The organism is Halobacillus alkaliphilus (assembly GCF_900113125.1).
Classification (GTDB): Bacteria; Bacillota; Bacilli; order Bacillales; family Halobacillaceae; genus Halobacillus; species Halobacillus alkaliphilus.
Genome location: NZ_FOOG01000001.1, coordinates 201,639 through 227,291 on the forward strand (window position 1 = coordinate 201,639; position 25,653 = coordinate 227,291).

Here is a 25,653-nt window from a genome sequence, read left to right on the forward strand (position 1 = left end):
GAGTCCACATGGCTGAAGAATATGATTTAGTCGTTCTTGGAGGCGGAACAGGCGGATACGTCGCAGCTATCCGTGCTTCGAAACTTGGGCTTAAAGTAGCAATTGTTGAAAAACGTGAGCTTGGAGGGACTTGCCTTCACCGGGGGTGCATTCCATCCAAAGCCTTACTTAGAAGTGCAGAGGTTTTCCGTCAGACAAAGGAAGCTGGAGATTTTGGCGTGACAGTTCAAGAGCCGACACTTAATTTCACTAAGGTTCAAGAGCGTAAACAATCAATTGTAGACACCCTACATAATGGTGTGCAAGGTTTAATGAAGAAAGGGAAAATTGATATTTTTGAAGGATTTGGAAGAATTCTTGGCCCTTCCATTTTCTCTCCGACAGCTGGCACAATATCTGTGGAAATGAATAATGGGGAAGAAAACGAAATGTTAATACCTAAAAATGTATTAATAGCAACTGGTTCAAGTCCTAAGTCTCTACCAGGGTTGGAAGTGGACGGAAAGCAGGTAATGACTTCAGATGAAGCACTTTATATGGAAGAATTGCCATCTTCTATTGTAATTGTTGGCGGAGGAGTCATAGGAATCGAGTGGGCCTCCATGCTTTCAGATTTTGGAGTCAAAGTCACTGTACTTGAATATATGCCTCAGATCTTACCCACAGAGGATCAGGATGTCGTCAAAGAAATGCAAAAACAAATGAAGAATAAAGGAATTAATATTGTAACAAGTGCCAAAGTAATGCCGGATACTCTTAATAAAGAGGAAGGTATTTCCATCCAGGCAGAAGTAGACGGCGAAGCAATTACTTATGAAGCTGAAAGAATGCTTGTTTCGGTAGGACGCTCGGCCAACGTTAAAAATATTGGTCTGGAAAATACAGATATTGTTGTTGAAGAGGGCGTGATTCAGACCAATTCTTATTACCAGACGAAAGAAAGTCATATTTATGCGATTGGAGATGTAATCGGCGGTATGCAGCTGGCTCATGTTGCTTCTCATGAAGGGATTACAGCAGTTGAACATATGGCTAACCAAAACCCTCACTCAATGAACTATAATCAAGTGCCTACTTGCATTTATTCAAATCCTGAAGTAGCGAGTGTAGGTTTGACGGAACAGCAGGCTAAAGATGAGAATTATAATATAAAAACTGGCAAATTTCCATTTCAGGCTATTGGAAAAGCTCTTGTTTTCGGAGAGACCGACGGTTTCGTGAAAATTATCGCTGATAAAGATACGGACGATCTTTTAGGAGTTCATATGGTAGGACCGCACGTAACGGATATGATTTCTGAAGCAGGTCTTGCGAAAGTACTGGATGCCACTCCATGGGAAATTGCTGAGAGTATTCACCCGCACCCGACGCTCGCAGAAGCAATTGGAGAAGCAGCTATGGCAGTAGATGGTAATCAAATCCACGGATAGAAAAAAAGGAGGGGTAAATATGGCTGAAAACCGCCATAAATCATTAGGACTTAGTGACGAAGAAGTTTTAGATTTGTTCCGAACCATGCTAATGGCAAGAAAGATTGACGAAAGAATGTGGCTATTGAACCGTGCAGGTAAAATTCCATTTGTTATTTCATGTCAGGGCCAGGAAGCTGCTCAAGTAGGAGCTTCCTACGCTCTTGATCGAACCAAAGACTACGCTTTGCCTTACTACCGGGATATGGGAGTTGTCCTTTCCTTTGGAATGACGCCTCAGGATTTGATGCTTTCTGGTTTTGCTAAAGCTGAGGACCCTAACTCAGGTGGACGTCAAATGCCAGGTCACTTCGGACAGAAGAAAAACAGAATTGTAACAGGTTCATCTCCAGTAACGACTCAAGTACCCCATGCAGTAGGTATAGCTCTAGCTGGAAAGATGGAAAAGAAAGATTTTGTATCACTTGTCACTTTCGGAGAAGGTTCCTCGAATCAGGGTGATTTTCATGAAGGAGCAAATTTTGCAGGCGTTCATAAACTTCCAGTTATATTTATGGTAGAAAATAATAAATATGCCATCTCTGTACCTGTCTCAAAACAGCTTGCCTGTGAAAAGGTTTCTGACCGTGCCATTGGATATGGCATGCCTGGTTTTACTGTGGATGGAAACGATCCACTAGCCGTTTATGAAGCGGTTAAAGCCGCGGCAGACCGTTGCAGAAACGGCGAAGGCCCTACTTTGATTGAAACAGTATCCTATCGTCTGACCCCTCACTCAAGTGATGACGATGATCGCACATACAGGGAGCGGGAAGAAGTAGATGAAGCTAAAAAGAAAGATTCTATAGTTACTTTTGCGAATTACTTACGTGAACAAAACATACTGACGGAAGAGATAGAAACCGAAATGAATGAAGAGATTAATCAAATCGTCAATGACGCAACTGATTATGCTGAAAATGCCTCATATGCTGAAGCGGAATCGGCAATGAAGTATGTCTATGAAGAGTAAGGAGGGGGAATAAAAAATGGCAGTTATATCTTATATTCAGGCAGTAACGCAGGCTTTAAGAGAAGAAATGAAGCGAGATGATAAGGTTTTTGTGCTTGGAGAGGACGTCGGTAAGCGAGGCGGGGTCTTCCGTGCTACAGACGGGCTCTATGATGAGTTTGGAGAAGATCGCGTTCTTGATACACCGCTTGCTGAATCTGCAATCGCGGGAGTTGGAATTGGTGCGGCTATGTATGGCATGAGACCGGTAGCAGAAATGCAGTTCGCAGACTTCATAATGCCTGCAGTGAACCAGATTATTTCCGAAGCTGCTAAAACGCGCTATCGTTCTAATAACGATTGGAGTGTGCCGATGACTATTCGTGCTCCTTACGGAGGCGGTGTTCATGGGGCTCTCTATCATTCTCAATCTGTGGAAGCTGTCTTTGCAAATCAGCCAGGGTTAAAAATTGTAATGCCATCAACTCCATATGATGTGAAAGGGCTGTTGAAAGCTTCCATCCGTGATAATGACCCTGTTTTATTCTTTGAACACAAACGAGCTTACCGTCTGATTAAAGGAGAAGTTCCTGAAGAGGATTATACGCTACCTATTGGAAAAGCTGATGTTAAAAGAGAAGGATCAGATATTACCGTAATTACTTACGGTTTGTGCGTGCACTTTGCGCTGCAGGCGGCTGAAAAGTTAGCTGAAGAAGGAATTGACGCTCATATCCTTGATTTAAGAACCGTCTATCCATTGGATCAGCAAGGTATTATTGAAGCCGCATCCAAAACAGGAAAGGTTCTTTTAGTTACAGAGGATAACAAAGAAGGCGGAATTATATCCGAAGTATCAGCGATCATCAGTGAAAATTGCTTGTTTGATCTCGATGCCCCTGTCCAGCGTCTTGCTGGTCCAGACGTTCCGTCCATGCCTTATGCACCGACAATGGAAAAGTTTTTCATGATGAATCCAGATAAAGTAGAAAAAGCAATGCGAGATCTCGCTGAATTTTAATTAAGGAGGAGTTCGTGTGGGCGTAGAAAAAATCAATATGCCTCAGCTTGGGGAAAGTGTCACAGAAGGTACGATCAGTACATGGCTGGTTGAGCCTGGTGATCAAGTAAATAAATATGACCCAATAGCTGAAGTTATGACTGATAAAGTGAACGCAGAAGTACCATCTTCCTTCACAGGCGTAATAAAAGAACTTGTAGCGGAAGAAGGGGAGACCCTGGCCGTTGGTGATTTAATGTGTCATATAGAGGTAGAAGGCTCAACTTCTGAAGACAAGCCGGAGAAATCTAAAGTAGAAGAAACGCCGGTCCAGCAAGAAAAGAAACCTGAAGAGAAGAAAACGACTACTTCTCAAAAATCCGCGCAGACTAAACAGGATAAAGGAAATAAAAAGCGCTACTCTCCTGCAGTAATGACCCTTGCTCAAGACCATGAAATTGATTTAAATCAAATTGAAGGGTCAGGCCGCGGAGGGCGGATTACGCGTAAAGACATTGAGAAAATTATTGAAAGTGGAGAGATTCCACAAGCCGAGAAAGATTCGGAGGAAAATGCACAGCCTTCCGCTCAACCCGCCGCTGCTTCTTCTGAAAAACAAGCATCAGCTGCTGCCGCTTCCAATGTTCAAGCAGGTGAAGGGGATATTGAAATCCCTGTGAACGGTGTTCGTAAAGCGATTGCTGCCAACATGGTGAAATCTAAAACTGAAATTCCACATGCGTGGATGATGGTAGAAGTAGATGTTACTAATCTGGTGGAATTTAGGAATGCAAAGAAAAAACAATTTAAAGAAAAAGAAGGATTTAGCTTAACCTATTTTGCTTTCTTTGTAAAAGCTGTAGCACAAGCTTTAAAAGAATACCCGCAGTTAAACAGCACCTGGGGCGGAGACAAGATCATCCAGCGAAAAGCCATTAACTTAAATATTGCTGTGGCTAAAGAAGATCAACTATTTGTACCCGTTATCCGTGATGCTGATGAAAAGAGCATTAAAGGAATTGCCAAAGATATTACTGATCTAGCTGGTAAAGCAAGAGATGGTAAGTTAACTTCTAAAGATATGGAAGGTGGCACATTTACCGTCAATAACACTGGGTCCTTTGGTTCTGTACAATCTATGGGGGTTATTAACCATCCGCAGTCAGCTATTCTTCAGGTGGAATCCATCGTGAAAAGACCTGTATATCAGAATGGCATGTTCGGGGCTCGTGATATGGTAAATCTCTGTCTCTCCTTAGACCACAGGGTATTGGACGGGCTGGTTGCAGGTAATTTCCTGGCACGTGTTAAGGAGATTCTAGAAAAAATGTCTGAAGATAATACTTCGGTCTATTAATAATAAGAAAGCTGTTCCTAAGTGTTTATCTGGGAGCAGCTTTCATCGTATATCCGCACAACCTTTGGTCGGGTTAGCTCAATTGGATTGAAAGACGATGAATATCTTGGTAAAATGACTCTAGTACTTAATAAAGGAGCCATGCTACATGGATTTTAATATTTTCATGAACGACGTTGTAACTCAAGCGCGCGATGAGATCAAACAAGCGGGTTACAGCGAATTAACAACCCCTGAAGAAGTTGATGAGGCTTTAAATAAAGAAGGCACAACACTAGTTATGATTAATTCTGTTTGTGGTTGTGCTGGAGGTATTGCTCGTCCGGCAGCAGCTCATGCCATTCACTATGATAAACGACCGGACCAGCTGGTTACTGTATTTGCAGGTCAGGACCGGGAAGCTACCAACCGTGCAAGAGAATATTTTGAAGGTTATCCTCCATCCTCACCTTCGTTTGCACTATTAAAAGATGGAAAAATCCAGACAATGGTCGAACGTCATGATATCGAAGGTTTTGAGCCAATGGAAGTCATCGGTAAGCTTCAGCGCAGCTTTGATGAGTATTGTGAAGAAGTATAATCATACGTTTAAGGGATCTTTGTACTTACAAAGGTCCTTTTTTTGATATAAGGATTTTAAACCTCCGTGTTGAAGCTTCCTCGAGATGAGGTCTCCAGAGGTCTCATTATCATGTTTATCCCGCTCTTACGCTTCTATAAGTACTAAGCATAAATCAGGGAATACAGGGAGAGCATTCCGGCTCAAGCACCTAACGTCTAGTGAGACTTCCCTCACTTCTGTGCGATAAGGCATAGAATCTCTCCGCTCTTCGTGGTTCCTTTGTCTCGGCCAGCATCAGGTTGGTTTCAGTTGCTAGCTCTCGAGCTCTTAAGTCTAACCACGATAGGGAGAAGGGTACTTCCTTTTATGGGTGTTCTTAAGCTTGTCGAGGCCGAGCAAGGCACCTTCACATTTGAACGTCCAGTCCATACATCGCTGACCAAGGTGCTTCTGCTTTTAAGCTATGAGTCTACATCGTTCCCCTCGGGACCTTGCGATATGTGGATGTGTGATACGCCCTGGTTTATGGTGGAGGGGAACCTTTAATAACGGTGAATTTCTAGCGTGTCCACGTGGGTAAATTCCGCTATAGAAGCTTTTAATGCAGATTAAGAAGTCCCCCGCCGCCTATAGAATGGTCCGTTTATCAGGTATCGCTGAGGTGGCAAAGGAAACGACGAGAGCCCCGTGGGAGAAGGAACTAGGAGACTTCGCAGCGAGTTATAGCGACCAAGGAGAATCGCCGTTCCCCACAGGAAAGCGAGTTGTTTCCAAATCAGGCCTTATCTATTTTTATCAATCGAACCGAGTTATCTCGGAACTGAGTCTTACCGATAACGGATCTATAACGTAATAAGCTTTTTATAAAAAAATCAAAAATTATGAGTAACGAGGTGAAAAGAAGATTTGAAGGTCGGCTATCGTACGATAAAAACAGCTCTTGGCACGCCAATCGCCATTTGGATTGCACAGCTGCTACAGCTCGAGAACTTTGTTTCAGCGGGAATATTAACCATTCTTTGTATTCAAATCACCCGAAAGCGATCTTTTCTAACTTCCTGGTATCGCTTTTCTGCCTGCTTGATAGCCATGGGATTTTCCTATATTTTCTTTGAGCTTCTCGTTGGTTTTAACCCAATTGCTATTGGTTTGATGCTTTTTGCATTTATTCCCGTGACTGTACGGTTAAAGTTAACACAGGGAATCGTCACCAGTTCGGTTATCATTCTCCACTTGTATATCTCCGGTGATATCGGATGGAGTATTATTTGGAACGAAATCGTTTTAATTACTGTAGGTATTGGTACAGCTCTACTATTAAATTTATATATGCCAAGTTTAGAGAATAAACTAGAGGATTACCAAAAGAGAGTGGAAGAAAATTTCCGGGTTATCCTTAAAGAAATTGCTACTTACTTAAGAGAAGGCAGGGATTCCTGGACAGGAAAAGAAATGGCTGAAACGGAGGAGATCCTGGAAAAAGCTACTTCACTCGCTTTTCGAGATGTAGAAAATCATCTTTTGCGGATTCATAATCGGCATTATCATTATTTTCACATGAGGACAAAGCAATTCGATTTATTACAGCGAATGCTGCCCCTGGTTAGTCGTATTACGCCTCCGTCCAAACACGGTGGTAGAATTGCCGATTTCTTTGATGAACTATCCGAGGCTGTCCATCCTGGAAATACAGCTGTACTATTTCTGCATCAGTTAAACGATATGAAAGAAGAATTCCGAGAGGACGAGCTTCCCGAAACGAGAGAAGAATTTGAAGCTCGTGCTAGTCTCTTTCACCTATTACATGAAATTGAACAATATTTAATTTTTAAGAGCTCTTTTTAGTATATGTATAACGCTCATTAGCAGGGGAAAACTTGAACTAAAAGAGGATGAGACTTATGCATTTGACGATAGTAGTCATGATGATGTTCCTCCCATTGCTCCCGCCGCAAGTCAATGAAGAACCGGTGATCATAGTTAATAAAGCAACACATGAACTTTCTGTCTTTGAGGAAGGGAATGAGGTGTTTAATGCCTCGGCCGCCATAGGCAAAACTTCCGAATTAACCCCGGAAGGTCAATTTCATGTCAAAGTTAAAGCTAAAGAACCTTACTACCGGAAAAAGAATATTCCCGGTGGAACTCTCGAAAACCCTCTGGGGACCCGTTGGATTGGATTTGATGCTCGTGGTACCGATGGAAGAATATATGGAATACATGGTACCAACCGGCCTGAATCAATAGGTAAGTCAGTATCGGCTGGCTGCATCCGACTTCAAAATAAAGATGTAGAAAAACTGTTTGACATAATCTCCTTAGAATCCGAAGTGGTCATTGTTAAAAGCAATAACGAAATGAAAAGCATTTATGACTCTTGGATAAGAGATGGATTGAACAGGCTGCTTAACCCTGCCACATAAAAAAACTGCCGGAAGCCTGACTAGGCTTCCGGCAGTTTTTTTATAGTTTTCTGTAAACGTTATAAGAAAAATGAAGCACCAGCTAAGAGAGTCGACAGAACCATAGAAAGGATCATCAAATAGATTACGGCTTTCGTACGCTTTTCTCGCTTGGATTTCTTCTTTTTCGTTGGTTGATGCTGCTTGTTGTTTGCTGCCAAGGTTTTTAACCTCCTTCTTGCTCCATCCTATCAAACATTCTATCGAAAAACATTCATTTGGACAAGGGCAGGAAATCAATTACAATATAAATGAGAATTTTACTAATTTTTAGGTAGGTAAGCGCTTCATTTCTGGTATGCTAGAGAGGGACTTACTGATAAGAGGAGGCATTTTAATATGACCCGTTCATCCAACTATGACCATTCTAAACAAGCCTGGGAAAAAGATGTCGAAAAAACAACGGCACGATTCCCGGAACGTAAATCGTCATTTATAACAAGTTCTGAATTACCGATCAACCGTTTATATGAACCGGCTCAAAGTGAGGAGCAATACATAGAGGAAATTGGCTTTCCCGGTCAGTACCCTTATACAAGGGGAATTCAGCCTACGATGTACCGAAGCCGTTACTGGACCATGCGTCAATATGCAGGGTTTGGTTCAGCCGAAGAAACAAATGAGCGTTTCCGATACTTACTGAAGCAGGGACAGACGGGTTTGTCAGTTGCTTTTGATCTTCCTACACAAATAGGGTATGACTCTGATGATCCAATGGCAGAGGGAGAAGTAGGCAAAGTAGGTGTAGCCATTGATTCTCTTCATGATATGGAACAACTCTTCCATGAGATTCCACTGGATCAAGTCAGCACATCGATGACGATTAATGCACCAGCTTCTATTTTGCTTGCCATGTACATTGCCGTAGGGGAAAAACAGGGGGTAAAACCGGAGAAGCTTACTGGTACTATTCAAAATGACATTCTAAAAGAATATATCGCAAGAGGAACGTATATTTATCCGCCAAAACCTTCGATGAGATTAATCACTGACATTTTTGCTTATTGTGAAACCCATTTGCCTAAGTTTAATACCATAAGTATTTCAGGGTATCACATACGGGAAGCGGGTTCTACAGCAGTCCAGGAGGTGGCCTTTACACTTGCTAATGGAATGGCTTATGTAGATGCGGCTATTGAAGCAGGCCTGGAAGTGGATCAGTTTGCACCGAGGCTGGCGTTCTTCTTCAACGCTCATAATCAATTTTTTGAAGAAGCAGCTAAATTCAGGGCAGCGCGAAGAATGTGGGCCAAGATTATGAAAGAGCATTACGGGGCGGAGAACCCTAAAAGCTGGAAGCTTCGGTTCCATACGCAGACAGGCGGAAGTACTCTGACTGCCCAACAGCCGGATAATAATATTGTTCGTGTTACTTTGCAAGCGCTTGCTGCTGTTATGGGAGGAACCCAGAGTTTGCATACTAACTCAAGAGATGAAGCTCTTGCGCTTCCCACAGAAGATTCAGCAAGGATTGCATTAAGAACCCAGCAGATTATAGCAAATGAGAGCGGGGTTGCTGATACGATCGACCCTCTTGGAGGCTCTTATTACGTCGAAGCACTTACAGATCAAATTGAAAATGAAGCTAACGAATACATTGAACGTATAAAGAAATTGGGTGGAGCTGTTCAGGCTGTCGAGGAAGGTTATATGCAGCGTGAAATTCATAAAGCTGCTTATGATGCTCAAAAAAGACTGGAGGCCAATGAAGATATTGTAGTAGGGCTCAATGAATATCAATTAGATGAAGAAATTCATCAGGATTTATTGAGGGTAGATGAAGCTCTTGAAAAAGCGCAAATTGATAAAACCCAGCACGTTAGAAATACGAGGGATGATTCTCATGTGGAAACCTGCTTGGAAGAGCTGCGCAACGCAGCCCGCTCAAATGAAAATGTTATGCCTTTTATTGTCGAAGCGGTTAAAGCTTATGCGACAGTTGGGGAAATCGCAAACGTAATGCGTGATGAATTTGGTGAATACACAGGGATGTAGGAAAGGATGATGGTGATGAAGCCAATACGAGTTTTGATAGCAAAACCTGGTCTCGATGGCCATGACCGGGGTGCATTAATTATTGCCCAGGCGTTAAGAGATCACGGAATGGAAGTTATTTATACAGGTCTACGGCAGTCTGCAGTACAAATTGCAAGAGCTGCTATACAAGAAGATGTGGATGTTATTGGTCTATCTTCCCTGTCAGGAGCTCATAAGTCTTTATTTCCTAAGGTAGTTGAGGCATTAAAAGAGCAGGAAGCAGCTGACATCCCTGTCATAGGAGGCGGGGTTATTCCTGCTGAGGATATTCCGTATCTCGAATCTAAAGGGGTGGCCAAGATATTTACCAGTGGCTCTCCTACCGATGCTATTGCCGTGTATATTAAGCAATTGATTCATAAAGAAACAGTACAGACACCAAATAAGATTGCTCATATCGGAATAGCCGTAGAAAGTATTGACATGACGCTTCCATTTTATCAGCATACTCTCGGTCTTGAGCTTGAATCTGTTGAAGAAGTAGATTCCGAGCAAGTAAGAGTCGCCTTTTTAAACATCGGTGAAACCAGAATTGAATTACTTGAGCCTCTTAGTGACCAGTCAGCTATACAATCGTTTTTGACCAAAAGAGGTGAAGGAATACATCACATTGCTTTGGAAGTCAATGATATTCATACTCGTCTGGAACAATATAAGCAGCAGGGTATCCCTTTGATTCATGAAGAACCAAAATTAGGAGCTCATGAAAGCCAAATTGCTTTTCTACATCCAAAAGCCGCCAGCGGCGTTCTTTATGAGCTATGTCAACCAAAGTTGGAGGAGTGATCAGCTGTGGATATTTTTGATAAAATCAATGAACTATACGATAAACGCCGTCAGGTCCAAATGGGGGGCGGGGATGACAGAATAGATAAGCAACATGACAAAGGAAAGTGGACAGCCAGAGAGCGGATCGATTACCTTGTAGATGAAGATTCATTTATTGAATTGAATCCATTTATCGAACACCGTCACGATGCTTTCGGCATGGATGGAAAAACAGCTCCTGGCGAAGGGGTAGTTACGGGTTTTGGAAAAATCGACGGACGGGATATTTATTTATTTGCCCAGGATTTTACTGTATATGGCGGCGCGCTTGGTGAGATGCACGCAAAGAAAATAGCAGCCGTAATGGATCTAGCCGTTAAAAACGGAACTCCTTTCATTGGTTTAAATGATTCAGGAGGGGCAAGAATTCAAGAAGGAGTATCCTCTCTGGATGGGTATGGTCAGGTTTTTTACCGCAACTCTATTTATTCAGGAGTTATTCCCCAAATTTCTGTTATTATGGGTCCTTGTGCTGGAGGAGCTGTTTACTCACCTGCGATTACCGACTTTGTTATTATGGTGGAAAAAACCTCACAAATGTTCATAACCGGCCCAAAAGTAATCGAAACGGTTACAGGTGAACAAATATCCTCGGAGGATCTTGGCGGGGCTAAGGTTCATAATACATTGAGTGGCAACGCTCATTTAAAAACGGAAGATGAAGCTGCTGCGCTTGATGCAGTTAAAGATTTAGTCAGCTATCTGCCTCAGAATAATAGGGAAAGACCTCCAGAATCAGAAGTCATGGAAGATGATAATTATCTTCCTGATCTAACGGATAAGATTCCTTTTGATCCGCTGCGTCCTTATGACGTAAGGATCATAATCGATGAAGTAGTGGATAAAGGGTCTTTCTTTGAAATCCATAAAGATTTTGCGAAAAATATAGTGGTAGGCTTCGCTCGGTTAAATGGAAAAACAGTAGGACTCGTATGTAACCAGCCTAAATACATGGCGGGCGGTCTTGATATTGATTCCAGCGATAAAGCTTCCCGTTTTATTCGTTTTTGTGATGCTTTTAATATTCCCTTGATTACTTTTGAAGATGTGACGGGCTTTTTCCCGGGAATTAAACAAGAACACGGCGGCATTATAAGGCACGGAGCGAAGATTTTGTATGCATATTCCGAAGCAACCGTTCCAAAGCTGACGGTAATTACACGAAAAGCCTATGGTGGTGCATATGTTGCATTAAACAGTAAGTCCATTGGTGCAGATCTTGTTTATGCATGGCCGAATGCCGAGATAGCGGTCATGGGACCTGAAGGCGCAGCGAATATTATTTTTGCAAAGGATATTAAGGAAAGTGAAAACCCTGAAGAGACACGAAAGAGCAAGATCGATGAATATCGGGAGAGGTTTGCTAATCCTTATGTAGCAGCAGGACTCGGCATGGTTGATGATGTGATTGATCCGAGGGAAACGAGGATTACATTAATTAAGGCGCTGGATATGTTAAAAAATAAGCATGAAGACCGTCCTTATAAAAAACATGGAAACATCCCTCTTTAATTGACACCACCTCTTAGTTCAGCTAACGTACTAAGAGGATATGGTTTACATACGAAGGAGGACAATGAAATGGTTACAATTAATAAAGAACGTGTGCTTGAAGAATTCTTAGAATTAGTCCAGGTGGACTCTGAAACGGGAGCTGAAGCTGAGATTTCTGAAGTTCTCAAAAAAAAATTTAAGGACCTTGGACTTGAGGTTTTGGAAGATGATGCAAAATCTATTACCGGTCACGGAGCAAACAATTTAATCTGCAACTTAAAAGGTTCTAAAAAAGAGGCAGCCCCTATATATTTCACTTCTCACATGGATACTGTGGTTCCAGGCAATGGAGTGAATCCTTCCGTGAAAGACGGCTACGTTGTAAGTGATGGAACAACGATCCTCGGAGCAGATGATAAAGCCGGGGTAGCAGCGATACTTGAAGCAATTCGTTCCCTTCAAGAGCAAAAGGTAGACCATGGAGACTTACAGTTTATTATCACCGTTGGAGAGGAAAGCGGACTTGTAGGAGCGAAAGCACTGGACAGTTCACTTTTAAAAGCTAAATATGGTTATGCCATCGATAGTGATGGGGCAGTAGGAAATATCATCGTTGCCGCTCCTACACAGGCAAAAATAAACGCAGTAGTTAAAGGGAAGACGGCCCATGCAGGCGTTGCTCCTGAAAAAGGAATTTCTGCTATTACTCTCGCCTCAAAAGCAATTGCCAGGATGCCTCTTGGTCGTATTGATGAGGAGACTACAGCCAATATTGGTCGCTTTGAAGGCGGGCAGAAGACGAACATTGTGTGCGACCACGTAGAAATATTAGCGGAAGCCCGCTCTTTAGTGCCTGAAAAGATGCAGGAACAAGTGGAGAAAATGAAGCAAGCCTTTCATGAAACAGCAGAAGAAATGGGAGGAGAAGTCGATTTGGATATTGAAATCATGTATCCAGGCTTCAAGCAGAAGGAAGGCGATCAGGTAGTAGAAATTGCCCGCGCAGCTGCTTCAAAAATTGGTCGGGAAAGCCAGCTTCTGACAAGTGGAGGCGGCAGTGACGCCAATATTATAGCTGGCTACGGCGTACCAACTGTTAATTTATCAGTAGGCTATGAAGAGATCCATACCAAGAATGAACGCATACCGGTTGCTGAACTGGAAAAAATAGCTGAATTTGTAACAGCAATCATTCAAGAGGCCGCAGAACAATAATAGGATATTAAAAATCCCGGAGATAAATTCCGGGATTTTTTGTGTTCACTTGATTGTATTCAGACCTTCTTTTCAAATATGTTACAATAGAAGAACAAGAGTTCGAAAAAAGGAAGGATTAATGTGTCTAAATGGTATCCTAAGAATGGACGAGTTATATTTCATGTGGATATGAACAGCTTTTATGCTTCGGTCGAAATGGCATTCGATCCCAAATTGAAAGGAAAGCCGCTTGCGATTGCTGGAAACCCTGAAGAACGGCGAGGAATTGTGGTTACAAGCAGCTATGAGGCAAGAAAATTTGGGGTGAAAACAACAATGCCAGTTGGAGAGGCTAGACGTTTGTGCCCTGAATTAATGGTTATGAGACCTAACTTCGAAAGATATCGTACCGCTTCTAAAGAAATGTTTAAGATATTGGCAGATGTAACCTCACTCGTTCAGCCTGTTTCCATTGACGAAGGATACATGGACATTACGAATTGTGCTTCGCAAGGTTCCCCACCTGAAATTGCTGAGCGGATTCAGCAGCGAATTGCAGATGAACTCGATCTTCCATGCAGTATAGGAATAGCACCGAATAAGTTCTTGGCAAAAATGGCTTCTGATATGAAAAAACCGATGGGAATTACGATACTAAGAAAAAGAGATCTTCAGAATAAGCTATGGCCATTACCTATCGAAGAAATGTATGGAGTGGGCGACAAAACTGCAGAAAAGCTGCGAAGAATTAAAGTAGAAACAATTGGAGATCTAGCCGTACATCCTGTCCTTGAATTAAAGCGCCTGCTCGGTATTAATGGGGAGCGTCTGCAAAATCGTGCAAATGGCGATGATCAACGCCCTGTTGATCCTGATGCAGTTCATGAATTTAAAAGTATCGGTACTTCTACTACTTTACCCGAAGATACTACAGATGATCAGGAAGTGCGCAGTGTGCTGCGAAAGTTAACACATAAAGTGGAAGCACGCATGAAAAATAAAAAAGTGCTCGCACAGAATGTACAACTTATGATTCGTTATCATGACAGAAAAACCGTTACAAGAAGCCGGCAATTAAAGGAGTTCATACAATCAGCCGAAGATTTGTTCCAAGTTTCTTTACAGCTCTTTGATGAACATTGGAATCAGGAACCAATACGCCTGCTTGGAATAACAGCTCAAGATCTAGCTGAAAAATCTGAAATTACCCAGCAGCTCGATTTATTTAATTATGAACAATATGCAAGCAAAGAGAAGTTATATAAGGCCATAGATGATCTAACTGAAAAGTATGGAAGCAACCCATTTCAGCCGTTGTCAGCTCCTCAGAACAACACGGTTACCACCAGCTTTCAAAAGGACTTCCTGGATGATTTTAAAAAATAAACCTCACAATAATTACAAAGAGACAGGAGAGTATGACTCCTGTCTCTTTTCTCATACTAAGAGTGAAGGGAGGATATTTATATGGGTAAAGATCGACAAGAGAAGAAATTAAAAAATTCAAGAAGAGTAGAATCTGACCGAGATCAGCAATTAAGCTATCCTGGGGCTACTTCTATGGAAGGGCCAGAAGAAGCAAGAAAACGAAAATAACTTTAATTTGATTAGGAGGGTAAAGCGATGTCACCAAGAAAAAAAGGACCTAAACAGCAAGACAGACCTAATTTGCCCACAGGACCCGATCAGCCTTATGGCACTCCTATAGAGGGATCTCATAAAGTTAAAAACCAAAACCATTCCCGTCAAAATCAGAAAACCTCCCATGATATGTAATATATAGTATTAAAGGCAGCTCAGCTGCCTTTTATATTGGGTTCATTAAACATTCATGCAAGTATTTCATAATAACATTATTATGTTAATACGGTTAGTTGAAGACTCGATTTCGAGATAACTCTGGCCCGTTGCCAAAAAATGAGGAGAGCGGCTACGGAAAAAACTCACTTTCCTGCGGCCTTACATGACGTAGGGTCGATCGAAGTGCCACAGGACATGGCGACTTTAGTCGATCCTCCTTTTACCATGAGCCTTGGTCTCTGTCACTCCCTATGGGGTCTCAGATCCCGCAGGGCTGTTAAGCCCGAGGAAGCTCACCTCAGAAGAGGTTCGACTAAGAACGCCACATCGTATGGCAACGTCGAACGACCCTGCGTCGTGCAGGGCCGGAAGGCGAAATGTCTCGAAACTGAGTCTTAAAAAACGGGAGCTTATCTTTAATAAGTTATAAATAGCCTTAATAGGGTTGCTTCGTCAAGTAATTTCTCGTATGAGAACAGTAGTATGACATATACTATTTTCAAATTGCAAAGTAAATGTGATTTCGCAATTTGACTTTACTTAGAAGGGATCGCCCTTGTATGGACAAACAGGAAACAACTGATAACAAAAAGATTCAGTGGTGGCAGCTCTCCTTAATTGGAGTAGGGTGCACAATTGGTACAGGTTTTTTCCTTGGTTCTGCTTTGGCATTGAAAAGAGGGGGGCCAGCCGTACTTCTCATCTTTTTGCTTGCTGCTATCGGAACATATGTAGTGTTCGATGCCTTATCAGCTATGACGGCCGAGGATCCACAGAAAGGTTCCTTTCGTGCTTATGCTAAAAAAGCTTATGGGAGATGGGCAGGCTTTAGCAACGGATGGGTGTATTGGTCTTCTGAATTGCTTATAATGGGGAGTCAGTTGACAGCTTTAGCCATATTTGCTCAATTTTGGTTTCCTAATGTCCCGCTTTGGGTTTCTTCAAGTGTATTTGGGGTTTTGGGGATCGGGGTTATTATTACCGGTGTTTCGGGGTTTGAAAGATTTGAGAATATATTTGGCGTTATGAAAATAGCGGCAATTTTAATGTTTATTATTATTGCATTCCTAGCTGTAGGAGGAGTTTTGAAAGGCGGCCAGCCTGACCCATCATTCACATGGGATAATAAAGGATTACTTCCACTTGGTTTAACTGGACTATGGGCTGCGTCTATTTACGTATTTTACAGTTTTGGTGGAATTGAAGTTATGGGTATTATGGCAAATGAACTAAAAAATCCGAAAGATGCTCCTAAGTCGGGAACATTTATGCTTTCATTACTTACAACTATTTATGTAGTATCCATAGGCCTCGCACTATGGCTTGTCCCTTATACGAAATTTAACGGTGATGAAAGTCCATTTATTACCGCTTTAAGTAAGTATGATCTATCTTTTGTACCCCATGCATTTAATGGAGCTTTAATAATTGGAGGTTTTTCCACTATGGTAGCCTCATTGTACGGGATCACAACCATATTAACCTCTTTGTCAGAAGATGGAGATGCTCCTAAATTCTTCTCTAAGACAGGTCCTAGAAAAGTTCCTTATTATGCCGTATTGCTAACTATCGGGGGGTTAATTGCTTCAATAATAGTTGCTTTACTGCTCCCAGAGAAAATATATGAATATTTAACCACAGCTGCCGGTCTTATGCTCTTATACATCTGGCTGTTTATCCTGTTTTCTTATAATAAAATTATGGAGTTAACTTCATTTAAACGTGTAAAAAGACTGATAGGGTTAGTGTTAATTTTGCTTGCAGTTTCGGGAACTTTATTAAATAAAACAAGTCGAATAGGTTTCTTTGTAAGCTTAGGGTTTTTACTGGTTATAGGTATTGTAACTATGATTATGAAAAAGAAATGGAAGCATTTAGAAGCCGAAGAGTAATTGGAATGCTTGAAAACCAAAATAAACAGCAAATCCTAATAAACTTAAACCTGATAGAGTTGAGATTACTCTGAGCAGGCTGGGTGTTAAAACTTTTCTAAAGCCACTTGACACAGAAGCCATAAATACATCCCAGATCATTAAACCTAGAAGGACAGCACCTCCATAAAGAAGAACCTGAGCCATGTTATAACGATGAATGGTGTCAGCGAGAATGCTCCCATAAATACCCAGCCAGAAAAGAATGGATAATGGATTTGTAATTGCAAGCAGGAAGCCATTTGTGAACGTTTTCTTTAAAGATTCTCTACTTCTCAACTCCCTAATCCCAATTTCTTTTGTACCTTTAAAACTCTCGAAAGCCGTATAAAATAATACAAATGCTCCGAATAACCACAGAAATGATTTCATAAAAGGAATTTCTAAAAAATGAACCACTCCAAAAAACACACAAAGGATAAAAAATAAATCAGCAACAATAGATCCTAACCCAATAGCCCAGGAATGGAGGAAACCATTTTTGATTCCCTGGTCGATTTGTGCAGCGTTTATAGGACCGATTGGCGCGGCAAGCGATAACCCTAGCAAAATGTAACTAAAAAAAACCCCCATCACGACACTCCTTCTTGAATGGCTTGTCCTATATATATTCAGTGTCGGAAAAGATTATGTAACATAGAGAAGGAAAGAGGTGTAAATAAACCACTGTTCTCAAGGAACAGTGGTTTATACGTTCAGTTGGAAGCTTGATACGTTTCTACAATTAGACGCAGCAAATCGCTAGCCCGCTGAATTTCTTTCTGGTCAGTTTTAGAATTTAGGTCAGGGTCATGTATTAATTCATTGAGAGCCTCTTCAGCTATCTTCACATGCTGCTGTGCTTCTGCAACCCCGGTTTGATTCTCCTGCATCCGCTCAACTGCTTGTTTAGCCTGGGTCAACTGTTCTGTTACGTATTCAAAATGATCGAGGGGCATAACTTTTCCTCCTGTCTTTATCGTTAATTTAACTATAATTTCATTATTTATACCCCCTTAAATCGTTTAATCATTATAATTAATTTTGAATGTTTACATACTAAGAAAAAGGAGGTAATGACATGGCGGAACAAATCATCGCTGTCAGGAAAAATGAAGAGGGAAGTATTGTGGAAATGAAGTTATCATCAGGAAGAATAGTGGATTATCACGAGGCTCATCAATTGGCCAGAAATGGAGAACTGGAGCATGTGAATCTAATTCGAGGGAAAGATGGAGAAGATCATTTGCGAAGTCAGCCAGATGGGAAAATCGACAATAATTTAGATAATCTTCCATCGTTCTAATTTAATGTATAATTAATAATAAAAGATCAAGAGCGTGATCTTTAATAATCACGCTCTTGATCTTTCTATGCTTAACCGAGAACCTTCTTGATGATAGTTAATCCAAAAGAGGAGCCTGGATACCTGAATTTCTGGTCGAACTTTGTCGTTTGTTTCGTAATACTCTTCAAATGGGTGAAGGTGTCAAAACTTGCTTGTCCGTGATAACTTCCCATTCCACTCTCTCCAACTCCTCCAAAAGGAAGGTGGGGGTTTAAAATATGGTATAGGGTGTCATTAATACAGCCGCCTCCAAATGGAATGGAGGTCATAATTTCTTCCTGCTCTGCTTCGCTTTCTCCGAAGTAATAGAGAGCTAGTGGTTTTGGACGGCTATTCACTTGGCTGATCACCTCTGATAAATGATCAAACGCCAATATCGGAAGAATGGGACCGAATATTTCCTCCTGCATGACAGGGTCAGACCAATTCACCTGGTCCAGAATAGTAGGTTCAATCATTTGACGCTTTTCATCTAAAGAGCCACCGGAAACCACCGTTCCTGCATCTAGATAGGAAGAAATTCGGTCAAAGTGCTGGTCGTTCACAATTTTTACATAATCTGGATTCTCCAAAGGCCGCTCCCCATAAAATTCATGGATATATTTTTTCATGGCCTTAATCAGTGGTGCTTTAACTTCATGGTGGACGAGCAAGTAATCAGGAGCAATGCATGTTTGGCCAGCATTCGTAAATTTACCCCATACAATTCGTTTGGCAGCAAGGTCGATCGCTGCGTCTTTATTAACAATTGCGGGACTCTTACCACCCAGTTCTAAAGTCACGGGGATTAATTGTTTACTGGCCTTCTCCATAATCTTTCTTCCTACAGGAACGCTCCCCGTAAAAAAGACATAATCAAGTGGCTGTTCCATTAGTTCTTGCGTTACTTCTTTACCCCCTTCGACTACAGCAATGTAGTTAGGCGAAAAGTACTGTTCTACCATTTTTTTAATGACCCACGAAACTGTTGGAGTAAGTTCAGATGGTTTAATGATAACGGTATTACCTGCCGCAATAGCCCCGAGCACTGGAGCCAGGGCCAGTTGAAACGGGTAGTTCCAGGGAGCGATGATAAGAACCGTTCCGTAAGCTTCCTTATAAATCAAATTTTTAGAACCTTTATGGGTTAAAGGTGCTTTGACCTTTTGAGGAGCCATCCATTGTTTAAGGTGTTTTAGATGGTGATCAATTTCGCTTTTCAAAAGCGCGATTTCTGAAACGTACGCTTCAAATTCAGATTTATTTAAATCAAATTTCAATGCCTCAATGATCGGTTTTTCAAACGTGCGAATCATTTTTTTCATGCGCAAAAGCTGATCCCTTCGGAACTGATAACTTCTTGTGTGACCTTCTTCATACCACCGTTTTTGCTGTTGAACAACGGTTTGCATCACAATTTCCTCCTTCACGTAATACGTGTAATTGGGTACTGAAAAAAATCATACGCGATTTTTGTATGAGCAAATATATCTCTTGCTTCTGTTTCAAGCTGCTTCAGTGCGCTCCCCTGATAGCGTGAGGAGATATGATTGAGAATAAGCTCTCTTACATTTGCTTCTTTGGCAAGAGTAGCGGCCTGATGTACCGTGGAGTGAAAGTAATCATAGGCCATTTGATTTTCATCACTGGCGAAAGTAGCTTCATGAACAAGTACATCTGAATCTTTAACTTTATATTTTAAATCAGGGATGTAACGAGTATCTCCGAGAATTGATACTTTTCTACCTTTTTTAGGAGGTCCTAAAACATCTTTTCTATAAATGACCTGTCCATTATCCAAGCGCGTTTGAGATTGACTTTTAATTAATTGGTAAATGGGTCCAGGGTCAAGACCCAGCTCTTTAAGTTTAGATGGTTTTAGTTCCCCGATTTTGTCTTTTTCCGTTAGAACATAACCATAGCTTTCCAGTCCGTGCTGCAGGGAAATGGCTTCGACTACAAACTGGTCGTCTTCAAATAGAATGCCTTCTTCGACTTCCTCAACATAAAGAGGATAGCGCAAATGTGTGCCGCTAATCTGCAGACTGATATCGATGTACTCTTTTAATCCCCTCGGGCCGTAAACGGTTACAGGAGTTTCGCCCCCCTGGAAAGAACGGCTGCTCAGCAGGCCGGGAAGCCCGTAAATATGATCACCGTGAAGGTGAGTAATAAATATAACCTCGATTCTTCTTGGTCTTAGATTTGTATGTAAGATCTGTTGCTGCGTTCCTTCTCCGCAATCAAATATCCAAGTGGTTCCACGTTCTTCCAACATGCGGAGGGCAAGGGAAGAAACATTTCTTTCCTTTGACGGAACCCCGGATCCTGTACCTAAAAAAAATAGTTCCATTTAGAACTCCCTCCTACTAATCACATCATACCACCTCAAGCCTTTTAACACACTTCCTATAAGAGAAATGTTACCTATGAATGTTCAATCAATATAGGGAGAGGCTATTTTAAACATGGTTATTAATTTTTTGTAGTTTTCCTATTATAGACTTGTCTTTTGGAAGATACGAATTGAAGTTATTAATTAAAATAGCTTTTTTAAGTCCTGCATGAGTCAGGGTCACAGGAGTTTGCTGATATAAAATGATTTACCACGCTCTGGTATATTGTCTTGGTCCTTCAAGTTTGTACCCAAGTTCATCTGCTGCTTGTTTTGGCCAGTAAGGGTTTTTTAACAGTGCCCGTGCTAAGAAGATAAGATCCGCGCGTTCATTTCGTAAGATTTCTTCTGCCTGGTTACCGCTTGTAATCAGTCCAACCGCTCCGGTGTCAATTCCTGCTTCAACTTTAATCTTCTCGGCATATTTAACTTGATAACCCGGATATGGATCGATAGGTGCGGGCACTACTCCGCCAGAGCTCACATCAATCAAATCAACACCTTGAGCTTTCATTTTTTCAGCAAAGTAAATAAAATCCTCCATTTTATTTCCATTTTCATGATATTCTGCGCCTGAAATTCTAACGAACAATGGTCCTGTCCATGTTTCTCGCACAGCATCAATGATTTCGGATAAGAATCTATAACGTTTCTCACGTGAACCACCATATTTATCACTCCGGAAATTGGTGAGAGGAGACAAAAACTGGTTAATTAAATATCCATGCGCCCCGTGGAGCTCAATAACATCAAACCCTGCCTCTTTTGCACGTTTCGCCCCTTCTTTAAAAGATTGAACCGTCGAACTTACTTGCTGTTCATCCATTTCCACAGGTGTTTTTAGGGACTCACTAAAGGGTGCAGCGCTTGGAGCATATATCTCACTATCCAAATTAGCTTTCCGGCCTGCATGAGCAAGCTGGATTCCGGCTTTTGCTCCATGCCGGTGAATGGCTTCAGTCAAAGTAGATAGACCTTCATTATGATTATCAGACCAGATTCCAAGGTCTTCATGTGATATTCGTCCTTCAGGAGTCACCGATGTGGCTTCAGTCATAACAAGACCAACTTGGCCGGCAGCTCGGCTTTCATAATGGGCTAAGTGAAAAGGTTGAGTATGACCATCCTGATTATGTGAAGAATACATACACATAGGTGACATAACTATCCTGTTTTTAAGAGTCACATTTTTGATTGTATAGGGTGAAAATAATAAGTTTTTCAAAACTATTCCTCCTCAGAGTTGCGATAATATTTCTTAAGCTCCTTTAATGAATAGTGACTGCCACGCCATACAATACCGCCTCTAAGAAAGGTTAGAAGCAGTGCTCTAGAGAGCATATAAATAAATAACACAGCGAAAATGGGCAGTCCGAAAACAATCCAGTTGGAATATGTAGTAAGATGCCGCATGGTTAACGCATATAAATAAAATAACAAAACGATGGTAAAAGCACTAATCATTTGAAGTGGAAGACGGCTGCTCCAAATGGTGATAAACGGAAGAAGTTGAGAAGTAAATACACCTGCGATGGCTAGTAGAGCAAACAAAACAGAATAATTTAAGCCGGCAAACGCGTTTTTTTCGAAACCTTTGAAAGCAGATGGAAGATCAGGATACCACTCCACAGACAAGCTTCGTAGTGCGGTCACAAGGCTCTGTCTGTAGCCTGAATTCTTGATGCGCTGACCCATAGCAAGATCATCATCCGGACGTAAACGAATCGCATGGTGGCCTCCGATGCCCTGGTAGCAGGCGTTAGTCAGGAGTTGAAAAGCACCTACACCCATGCCCCCTTTTTTAGAGGGATGATTAGCTGTCCAGGGTCGTTTTAAATATCCAAATCCAAAAAGAAAGAAGGAAATTAACCCTTTTAGAAAAAAAGAACCGGCCCTGAGATTGGGGGCAGCGGTTAAATGATCCAGGTTTTCATTTTTTAAGAAGGTGATGGCTTGGGAGACGACATTTCCATGGAAGGAGATGTCCGCATCTGTAAACAATAAGTAAGTGCCCTTAGCCTGTTGCGCTCCTATGTGCAGGGCGTGGTTCTTACCCAGCCATCCAGATGGTAATGTCTCAATCGTGATAGAGTGTACATTTGCATGATGAACAGCGAGATTTTCGATAATGGAGCCAGTCGAGTCAGTTGAGCGATCATTAACGGCGAGGATTTCAAGATTTACGTATTTTTGACCCAGAAGGGTTTCGATAGTCTGTTTAATGGATTTTTCTTCATCTTTAGCAGCAATAATAACGGAAATCATTGAGTTTTCATCCCTGAAGGGTAGATGGTCAATTGCAGGCAGGGTTTTAAATCCTTTATGAAAATCAACAAGGACGATGACCCAAAATAAGAAGATAATCGTTAATAGCCAGAACATTAGAAGAACCCTTTCCTGTTGTTATGAATAAGCTTTCGATATTCCAGTGCCTGGTTAGGAAAATCAGTAAAAATACCGTCAATTCCTAATTGATAGCATTTCTTCATATGAGAAGGGCGATTGACCGTATAGACGCGCAGATTTAACTTTTCTTTATGGCAGCTTTTGACTAACTTTTTATCTAATAAACGATGCTTAACATGAAGAGCATCTGCTCCTAAAGACTTTGCATAGTCTGGGAGGTTAATCATCTTAGTAGAGGTTAGAAAAGCCGTTTTAATTGAAGGGTTAATCTGCTTCATACGGAGAATGGTGTCAGAATTAAAACTGGAAATAACGGTCCGTTCGACCACCTCATATTTTTTTAGCGCTTCATATACAATTCTTTCAATGTCTTTATATTCAATTACATTAGTTTTTAATTCTGCATTAAGAAACATAGGCTGCTCCTTGAACCAGCGAAGGAATTCGTCTAATGTTACAATATAACAATCAGAAAATTCTGGGGAAAACCAGCTTCCAGCATCAAGCAGGCGCAGTTCTGTGTATGTATAATCCTGTACAAATCCCGTGCCATTTGTTGTCCTGCGTAAGTTTTCATCATGAATAAGCACTGGAATTTGATCTTTTGTTAACTGAATGTCTGTTTCAATCCCTTCGGCTTGAGCGGAGCGCGCTAATTCGAAAGCGGGCATAGTATTTTCCGGTGCAAGGGAGCTTGCTCCCCGGTGAGCGTAAATAAGCGTTGTATTCATAAAGTTCACCTCTCATTCAGGTTGGACCTTGAGTTTGATTGTGTTCGAAAAACCAGAAAAAGTCAATAAGGAGTGTAAAACATGGGACAGTGGCAGACAAAAAAGCAGTTAACCGATCTACTATGTTCACTAGTGGAATATCCAAGTATTACAGGGAGTAATGCTGAGATCGCAGTTATTGAATACTTATATTATATTTTAGAAGATCGTAAATATTATCAGGCTCATCCTGAACACTTAAATCTTCATCCTTTGGATGACGGGCGACAGCTGTTAACTGCCCTTGTAAAACAAGGAGAAGCAAAAGATACAATCGTTCTTATTGCCCACGCAGATGTGGTAGGCGTCGAAGATTATGGATCCTGGCAGAATCTGGCTTTTCATCCAAAAGAACTAACACAGGAGCTTCATAAAAACCCTGGAGTACTACCTAAGGATGCAGCCAAAGATTTATTGACAGGAGAGTGGTTGTTCGGCCGTGGAATTATGGATATGAAAGCAGGATTAACCTTGCACCTTTCACTACTGGAAAAAGCAATGGAAGGCGAGTTTGATGGAAATTTACTACTTGTAGCCGTACCTGATGAGGAAGTAAATTCAGAAGGAATGCTAGCTGCTTTGCCGGCTCTTGCAGAGATGAAAGATAAAGAAAATCTGAATTATAAAACAGCCATCAATGGAGAGCCAATGTTTAGCAAATACCCTGGTGATCCAGCTAATTACCTCTATACGGGATCGATTGGAAAAACGCTTCCTGGTTTCTTTTGTTACGGGAAAGAAACACATGCCGGTGAACCTTTCGCTGGTCTAAATGCTAACTTGATGATTAGCTATATTGCTCAGGAGATGGAGTTGAACGAAACTTTTATTGAGCAGGTAGATGGAGAGAGAACACCCCCTCCTATTAGTCTGATGCAGCGTGACTTAAAGCATCATTATTCCGTTCAAACGCCTCAGTCTGCTGTAGCTATGTATAATGTTTTATATATGAAGCAGACGATTGAACAGTTGAACGAAAAATTGTTACTGGCTGCTCAGCGTGCGCGCGCTAAAATTATCAACCATTACCACCATCAGGCCTCTTTTTATTTAGAAGGCACGCAAACGTCGAATTTTTCACCGGAAATTCAGATTCTGACTTACGAACAATTGTACAAAGAAGCAGTAGACCGGTATGGAACGAGGGAAGTGGAGCGTCGTCAAAATCGTTTAATTAATCAACGAGATGAAGGGGACCGTGATTTTTCTACCAGTCTTGTGCAAAATCTTGCTTCATTATGTAAAGATATCAGTCCAATGATTGTTTTATTCTACAGCCCTCCTTTCTATCCATCTGTGTCTTCTCACCATGACCCGCTTATTCAAAGCGGCGCGAAAAAGGCTATTGATACAGCTCGCAACAAATTTGGGGTAAACTTGACTGAAGTGGAATATTTCACAGGGCTTTCCGATTTGAGCTTTATTGGACCAGTATCGATGAAATCTTCCATTGATCATTTACTTAATCAGATGCCTATACAAGGAAAAGGATATGAATTGCCTGCTAAAATTATGGAAACCATTACGATGCCTATCATTAATATTGGGCCACGTGGCAGAGACGCCCACCAGTGGACGGAGCGACTTGAATTAACTTACAGTTTTGATAAGCTTCCAAAGATCTTAACGGAAACAATCCATCATTTTTTTAATTCATAAAAATGTCCGGATGCTGCCAGCATCCGGA

General features: G+C 41.4%; 25 protein-coding genes. 17 read left to right on the plus strand and 8 right to left on the minus strand.

Annotated features, from left to right (window positions below; translation table 11 throughout):
* Positions 1-8: 8 nt before the first annotated feature.
* The 7 genes from lpdA (at position 9) to BMZ06_RS01140 (ending at position 7,763) form a co-directional block, all read left to right on the plus strand.
* A complete protein-coding gene (gene lpdA / locus BMZ06_RS01100; protein ID WP_089749276.1) occupies positions 9-1,430 on the plus strand; it encodes a dihydrolipoyl dehydrogenase in 1,422 nt (473 codons plus the stop codon).
* Between the two features lie 19 nt (positions 1,431-1,449).
* The gene (locus tag BMZ06_RS01105) at positions 1,450-2,442 is read left to right on the plus strand and encodes a thiamine pyrophosphate-dependent dehydrogenase E1 component subunit alpha (protein ID WP_089749278.1); all 993 of its coding nucleotides are present in this window, start codon (positions 1,450-1,452) and stop codon (positions 2,440-2,442) included.
* A gap of 16 nt (positions 2,443-2,458) precedes the next feature.
* Entirely contained in the window at positions 2,459-3,442 is a 984-nt protein-coding gene (locus BMZ06_RS01110) for an alpha-ketoacid dehydrogenase subunit beta (protein ID WP_089749279.1), read from the plus strand.
* A gap of 16 nt (positions 3,443-3,458) precedes the next feature.
* Positions 3,459-4,778: a dihydrolipoamide acetyltransferase family protein gene (locus BMZ06_RS01115; RefSeq protein ID WP_089749280.1), complete on the plus strand. Its 1,320-nt coding sequence runs from the start codon at positions 3,459-3,461 to the stop codon at positions 4,776-4,778.
* Positions 4,779-4,926: 148 nt separating this feature from the next.
* Entirely contained in the window at positions 4,927-5,358 is a 432-nt protein-coding gene (locus BMZ06_RS01120) for a BrxA/BrxB family bacilliredoxin (protein ID WP_089749282.1), read from the plus strand.
* A gap of 888 nt (positions 5,359-6,246) precedes the next feature.
* The gene (locus tag BMZ06_RS01135) at positions 6,247-7,185 is read left to right on the plus strand and encodes an aromatic acid exporter family protein (protein WP_089749288.1); all 939 of its coding nucleotides are present in this window, start codon (positions 6,247-6,249) and stop codon (positions 7,183-7,185) included.
* Between the two features lie 56 nt (positions 7,186-7,241).
* The gene (locus tag BMZ06_RS01140) at positions 7,242-7,763 is read left to right on the plus strand and encodes a L,D-transpeptidase (RefSeq protein ID WP_089749290.1); all 522 of its coding nucleotides are present in this window, start codon (positions 7,242-7,244) and stop codon (positions 7,761-7,763) included.
* Between the two features lie 59 nt (positions 7,764-7,822).
* On the opposite strand, the gene prli42 is transcribed toward BMZ06_RS01140, so the two are convergent.
* A complete protein-coding gene (prli42, locus tag BMZ06_RS01145) occupies positions 7,823-7,963 on the minus strand; it encodes a stressosome-associated protein Prli42 (protein WP_014643681.1) in 141 nt (46 codons plus the stop codon).
* A gap of 178 nt (positions 7,964-8,141) precedes the next feature.
* On the opposite strand from prli42, the gene BMZ06_RS01150 reads away from it, so the two are divergent.
* The 8 genes from BMZ06_RS01150 (at position 8,142) to BMZ06_RS01185 (ending at position 17,050) form a co-directional block, all read left to right on the plus strand.
* Complete coding sequence (locus BMZ06_RS01150; RefSeq protein WP_089749292.1) at positions 8,142-9,797, plus strand: acyl-CoA mutase large subunit family protein; 1,656 nt, start codon at positions 8,142-8,144, stop codon at positions 9,795-9,797.
* 15 nt (positions 9,798-9,812) lie between these two features.
* The gene (gene mce / locus BMZ06_RS01155; RefSeq protein ID WP_089749438.1) at positions 9,813-10,625 is read left to right on the plus strand and encodes a methylmalonyl-CoA epimerase; all 813 of its coding nucleotides are present in this window, start codon (positions 9,813-9,815) and stop codon (positions 10,623-10,625) included.
* Positions 10,626-10,685: 60 nt separating this feature from the next.
* Entirely contained in the window at positions 10,686-12,179 is a 1,494-nt protein-coding gene (locus BMZ06_RS01160) for an acyl-CoA carboxylase subunit beta (protein WP_245755922.1), read from the plus strand.
* Between the two features lie 69 nt (positions 12,180-12,248).
* A complete protein-coding gene (locus BMZ06_RS01165; RefSeq protein WP_089749296.1) occupies positions 12,249-13,376 on the plus strand; it encodes a M20/M25/M40 family metallo-hydrolase in 1,128 nt (375 codons plus the stop codon).
* A gap of 123 nt (positions 13,377-13,499) precedes the next feature.
* On the plus strand, positions 13,500-14,744 hold the full coding sequence (locus BMZ06_RS01170) for a DNA polymerase IV (protein ID WP_089749298.1): 1,245 nt from the start codon (positions 13,500-13,502) through the stop codon (positions 14,742-14,744).
* 81 nt (positions 14,745-14,825) lie between these two features.
* Positions 14,826-14,954 carry a YpzI family protein gene (locus tag BMZ06_RS01175; RefSeq protein ID WP_089749300.1) on the plus strand — a complete coding sequence of 43 codons (129 nt, stop codon included), beginning with the start codon at positions 14,826-14,828 and terminating at the stop codon, positions 14,952-14,954.
* A 27-nt stretch (positions 14,955-14,981) separates the two neighbouring features.
* Positions 14,982-15,134 (plus strand): small acid-soluble spore protein P, encoded by a 153-nt coding sequence (locus tag BMZ06_RS01180; RefSeq protein WP_089749302.1) that lies wholly within the window; start codon positions 14,982-14,984, stop codon positions 15,132-15,134.
* A gap of 584 nt (positions 15,135-15,718) precedes the next feature.
* Positions 15,719-17,050: an amino acid permease gene (locus tag BMZ06_RS01185; RefSeq protein ID WP_089749305.1), complete on the plus strand. Its 1,332-nt coding sequence runs from the start codon at positions 15,719-15,721 to the stop codon at positions 17,048-17,050.
* Here the strand turns inward: BMZ06_RS01185 and BMZ06_RS01190 are convergent.
* Both BMZ06_RS01190 and BMZ06_RS01195 read right to left on the minus strand, forming a co-directional pair.
* A complete protein-coding gene (locus tag BMZ06_RS01190; protein ID WP_089749307.1) occupies positions 17,033-17,662 on the minus strand; it encodes a LysE family transporter in 630 nt (209 codons plus the stop codon). The genes BMZ06_RS01185 and BMZ06_RS01190 overlap by 18 nt on opposite strands.
* 122 nt (positions 17,663-17,784) lie before the next feature.
* The gene (locus BMZ06_RS01195; RefSeq protein WP_089749309.1) at positions 17,785-18,027 is read right to left on the minus strand and encodes a hypothetical protein; all 243 of its coding nucleotides are present in this window, start codon (positions 18,025-18,027) and stop codon (positions 17,785-17,787) included.
* 122 nt (positions 18,028-18,149) lie between these two features.
* On the opposite strand from BMZ06_RS01195, the gene BMZ06_RS01200 reads away from it, so the two are divergent.
* A complete protein-coding gene (locus tag BMZ06_RS01200) occupies positions 18,150-18,374 on the plus strand; it encodes a DUF3892 domain-containing protein (protein WP_089749311.1) in 225 nt (74 codons plus the stop codon).
* A gap of 71 nt (positions 18,375-18,445) precedes the next feature.
* Here the strand turns inward: BMZ06_RS01200 and BMZ06_RS01205 are convergent, their stop codons facing one another.
* From BMZ06_RS01205 to BMZ06_RS01225, 5 genes are all read right to left on the minus strand, one after another.
* On the minus strand, positions 18,446-19,807 hold the full coding sequence (locus BMZ06_RS01205) for an aldehyde dehydrogenase (protein WP_089749313.1): 1,362 nt from the start codon (positions 19,805-19,807) through the stop codon (positions 18,446-18,448).
* Between the two features lie 14 nt (positions 19,808-19,821).
* Positions 19,822-20,748 carry a ribonuclease Z gene (rnz, locus tag BMZ06_RS01210; protein WP_089749315.1) on the minus strand — a complete coding sequence of 309 codons (927 nt, stop codon included), beginning with the start codon at positions 20,746-20,748 and terminating at the stop codon, positions 19,822-19,824.
* A 250-nt stretch (positions 20,749-20,998) separates the two neighbouring features.
* Positions 20,999-22,015 carry an NADPH dehydrogenase NamA gene (gene namA / locus BMZ06_RS01215; RefSeq protein ID WP_089749317.1) on the minus strand — a complete coding sequence of 339 codons (1,017 nt, stop codon included), beginning with the start codon at positions 22,013-22,015 and terminating at the stop codon, positions 20,999-21,001.
* A 2-nt stretch (positions 22,016-22,017) separates the two neighbouring features.
* Positions 22,018-23,172: a glycosyltransferase family 2 protein gene (locus BMZ06_RS01220; RefSeq protein ID WP_089749319.1), complete on the minus strand. Its 1,155-nt coding sequence runs from the start codon at positions 23,170-23,172 to the stop codon at positions 22,018-22,020.
* Positions 23,172-23,927: a glycerophosphodiester phosphodiesterase gene (locus tag BMZ06_RS01225; protein ID WP_089749320.1), complete on the minus strand. Its 756-nt coding sequence runs from the start codon at positions 23,925-23,927 to the stop codon at positions 23,172-23,174. Before BMZ06_RS01225 ends, BMZ06_RS01220 begins: the two co-directional genes overlap by 1 nt.
* 81 nt (positions 23,928-24,008) lie before the next feature.
* Between BMZ06_RS01225 and BMZ06_RS01230 the strand changes: the two genes are divergently transcribed.
* Positions 24,009-25,625 carry a M20/M25/M40 family metallo-hydrolase gene (locus BMZ06_RS01230; protein WP_089749322.1) on the plus strand — a complete coding sequence of 539 codons (1,617 nt, stop codon included), beginning with the start codon at positions 24,009-24,011 and terminating at the stop codon, positions 25,623-25,625.
* Positions 25,626-25,653: the final 28 nt, after the last annotated feature.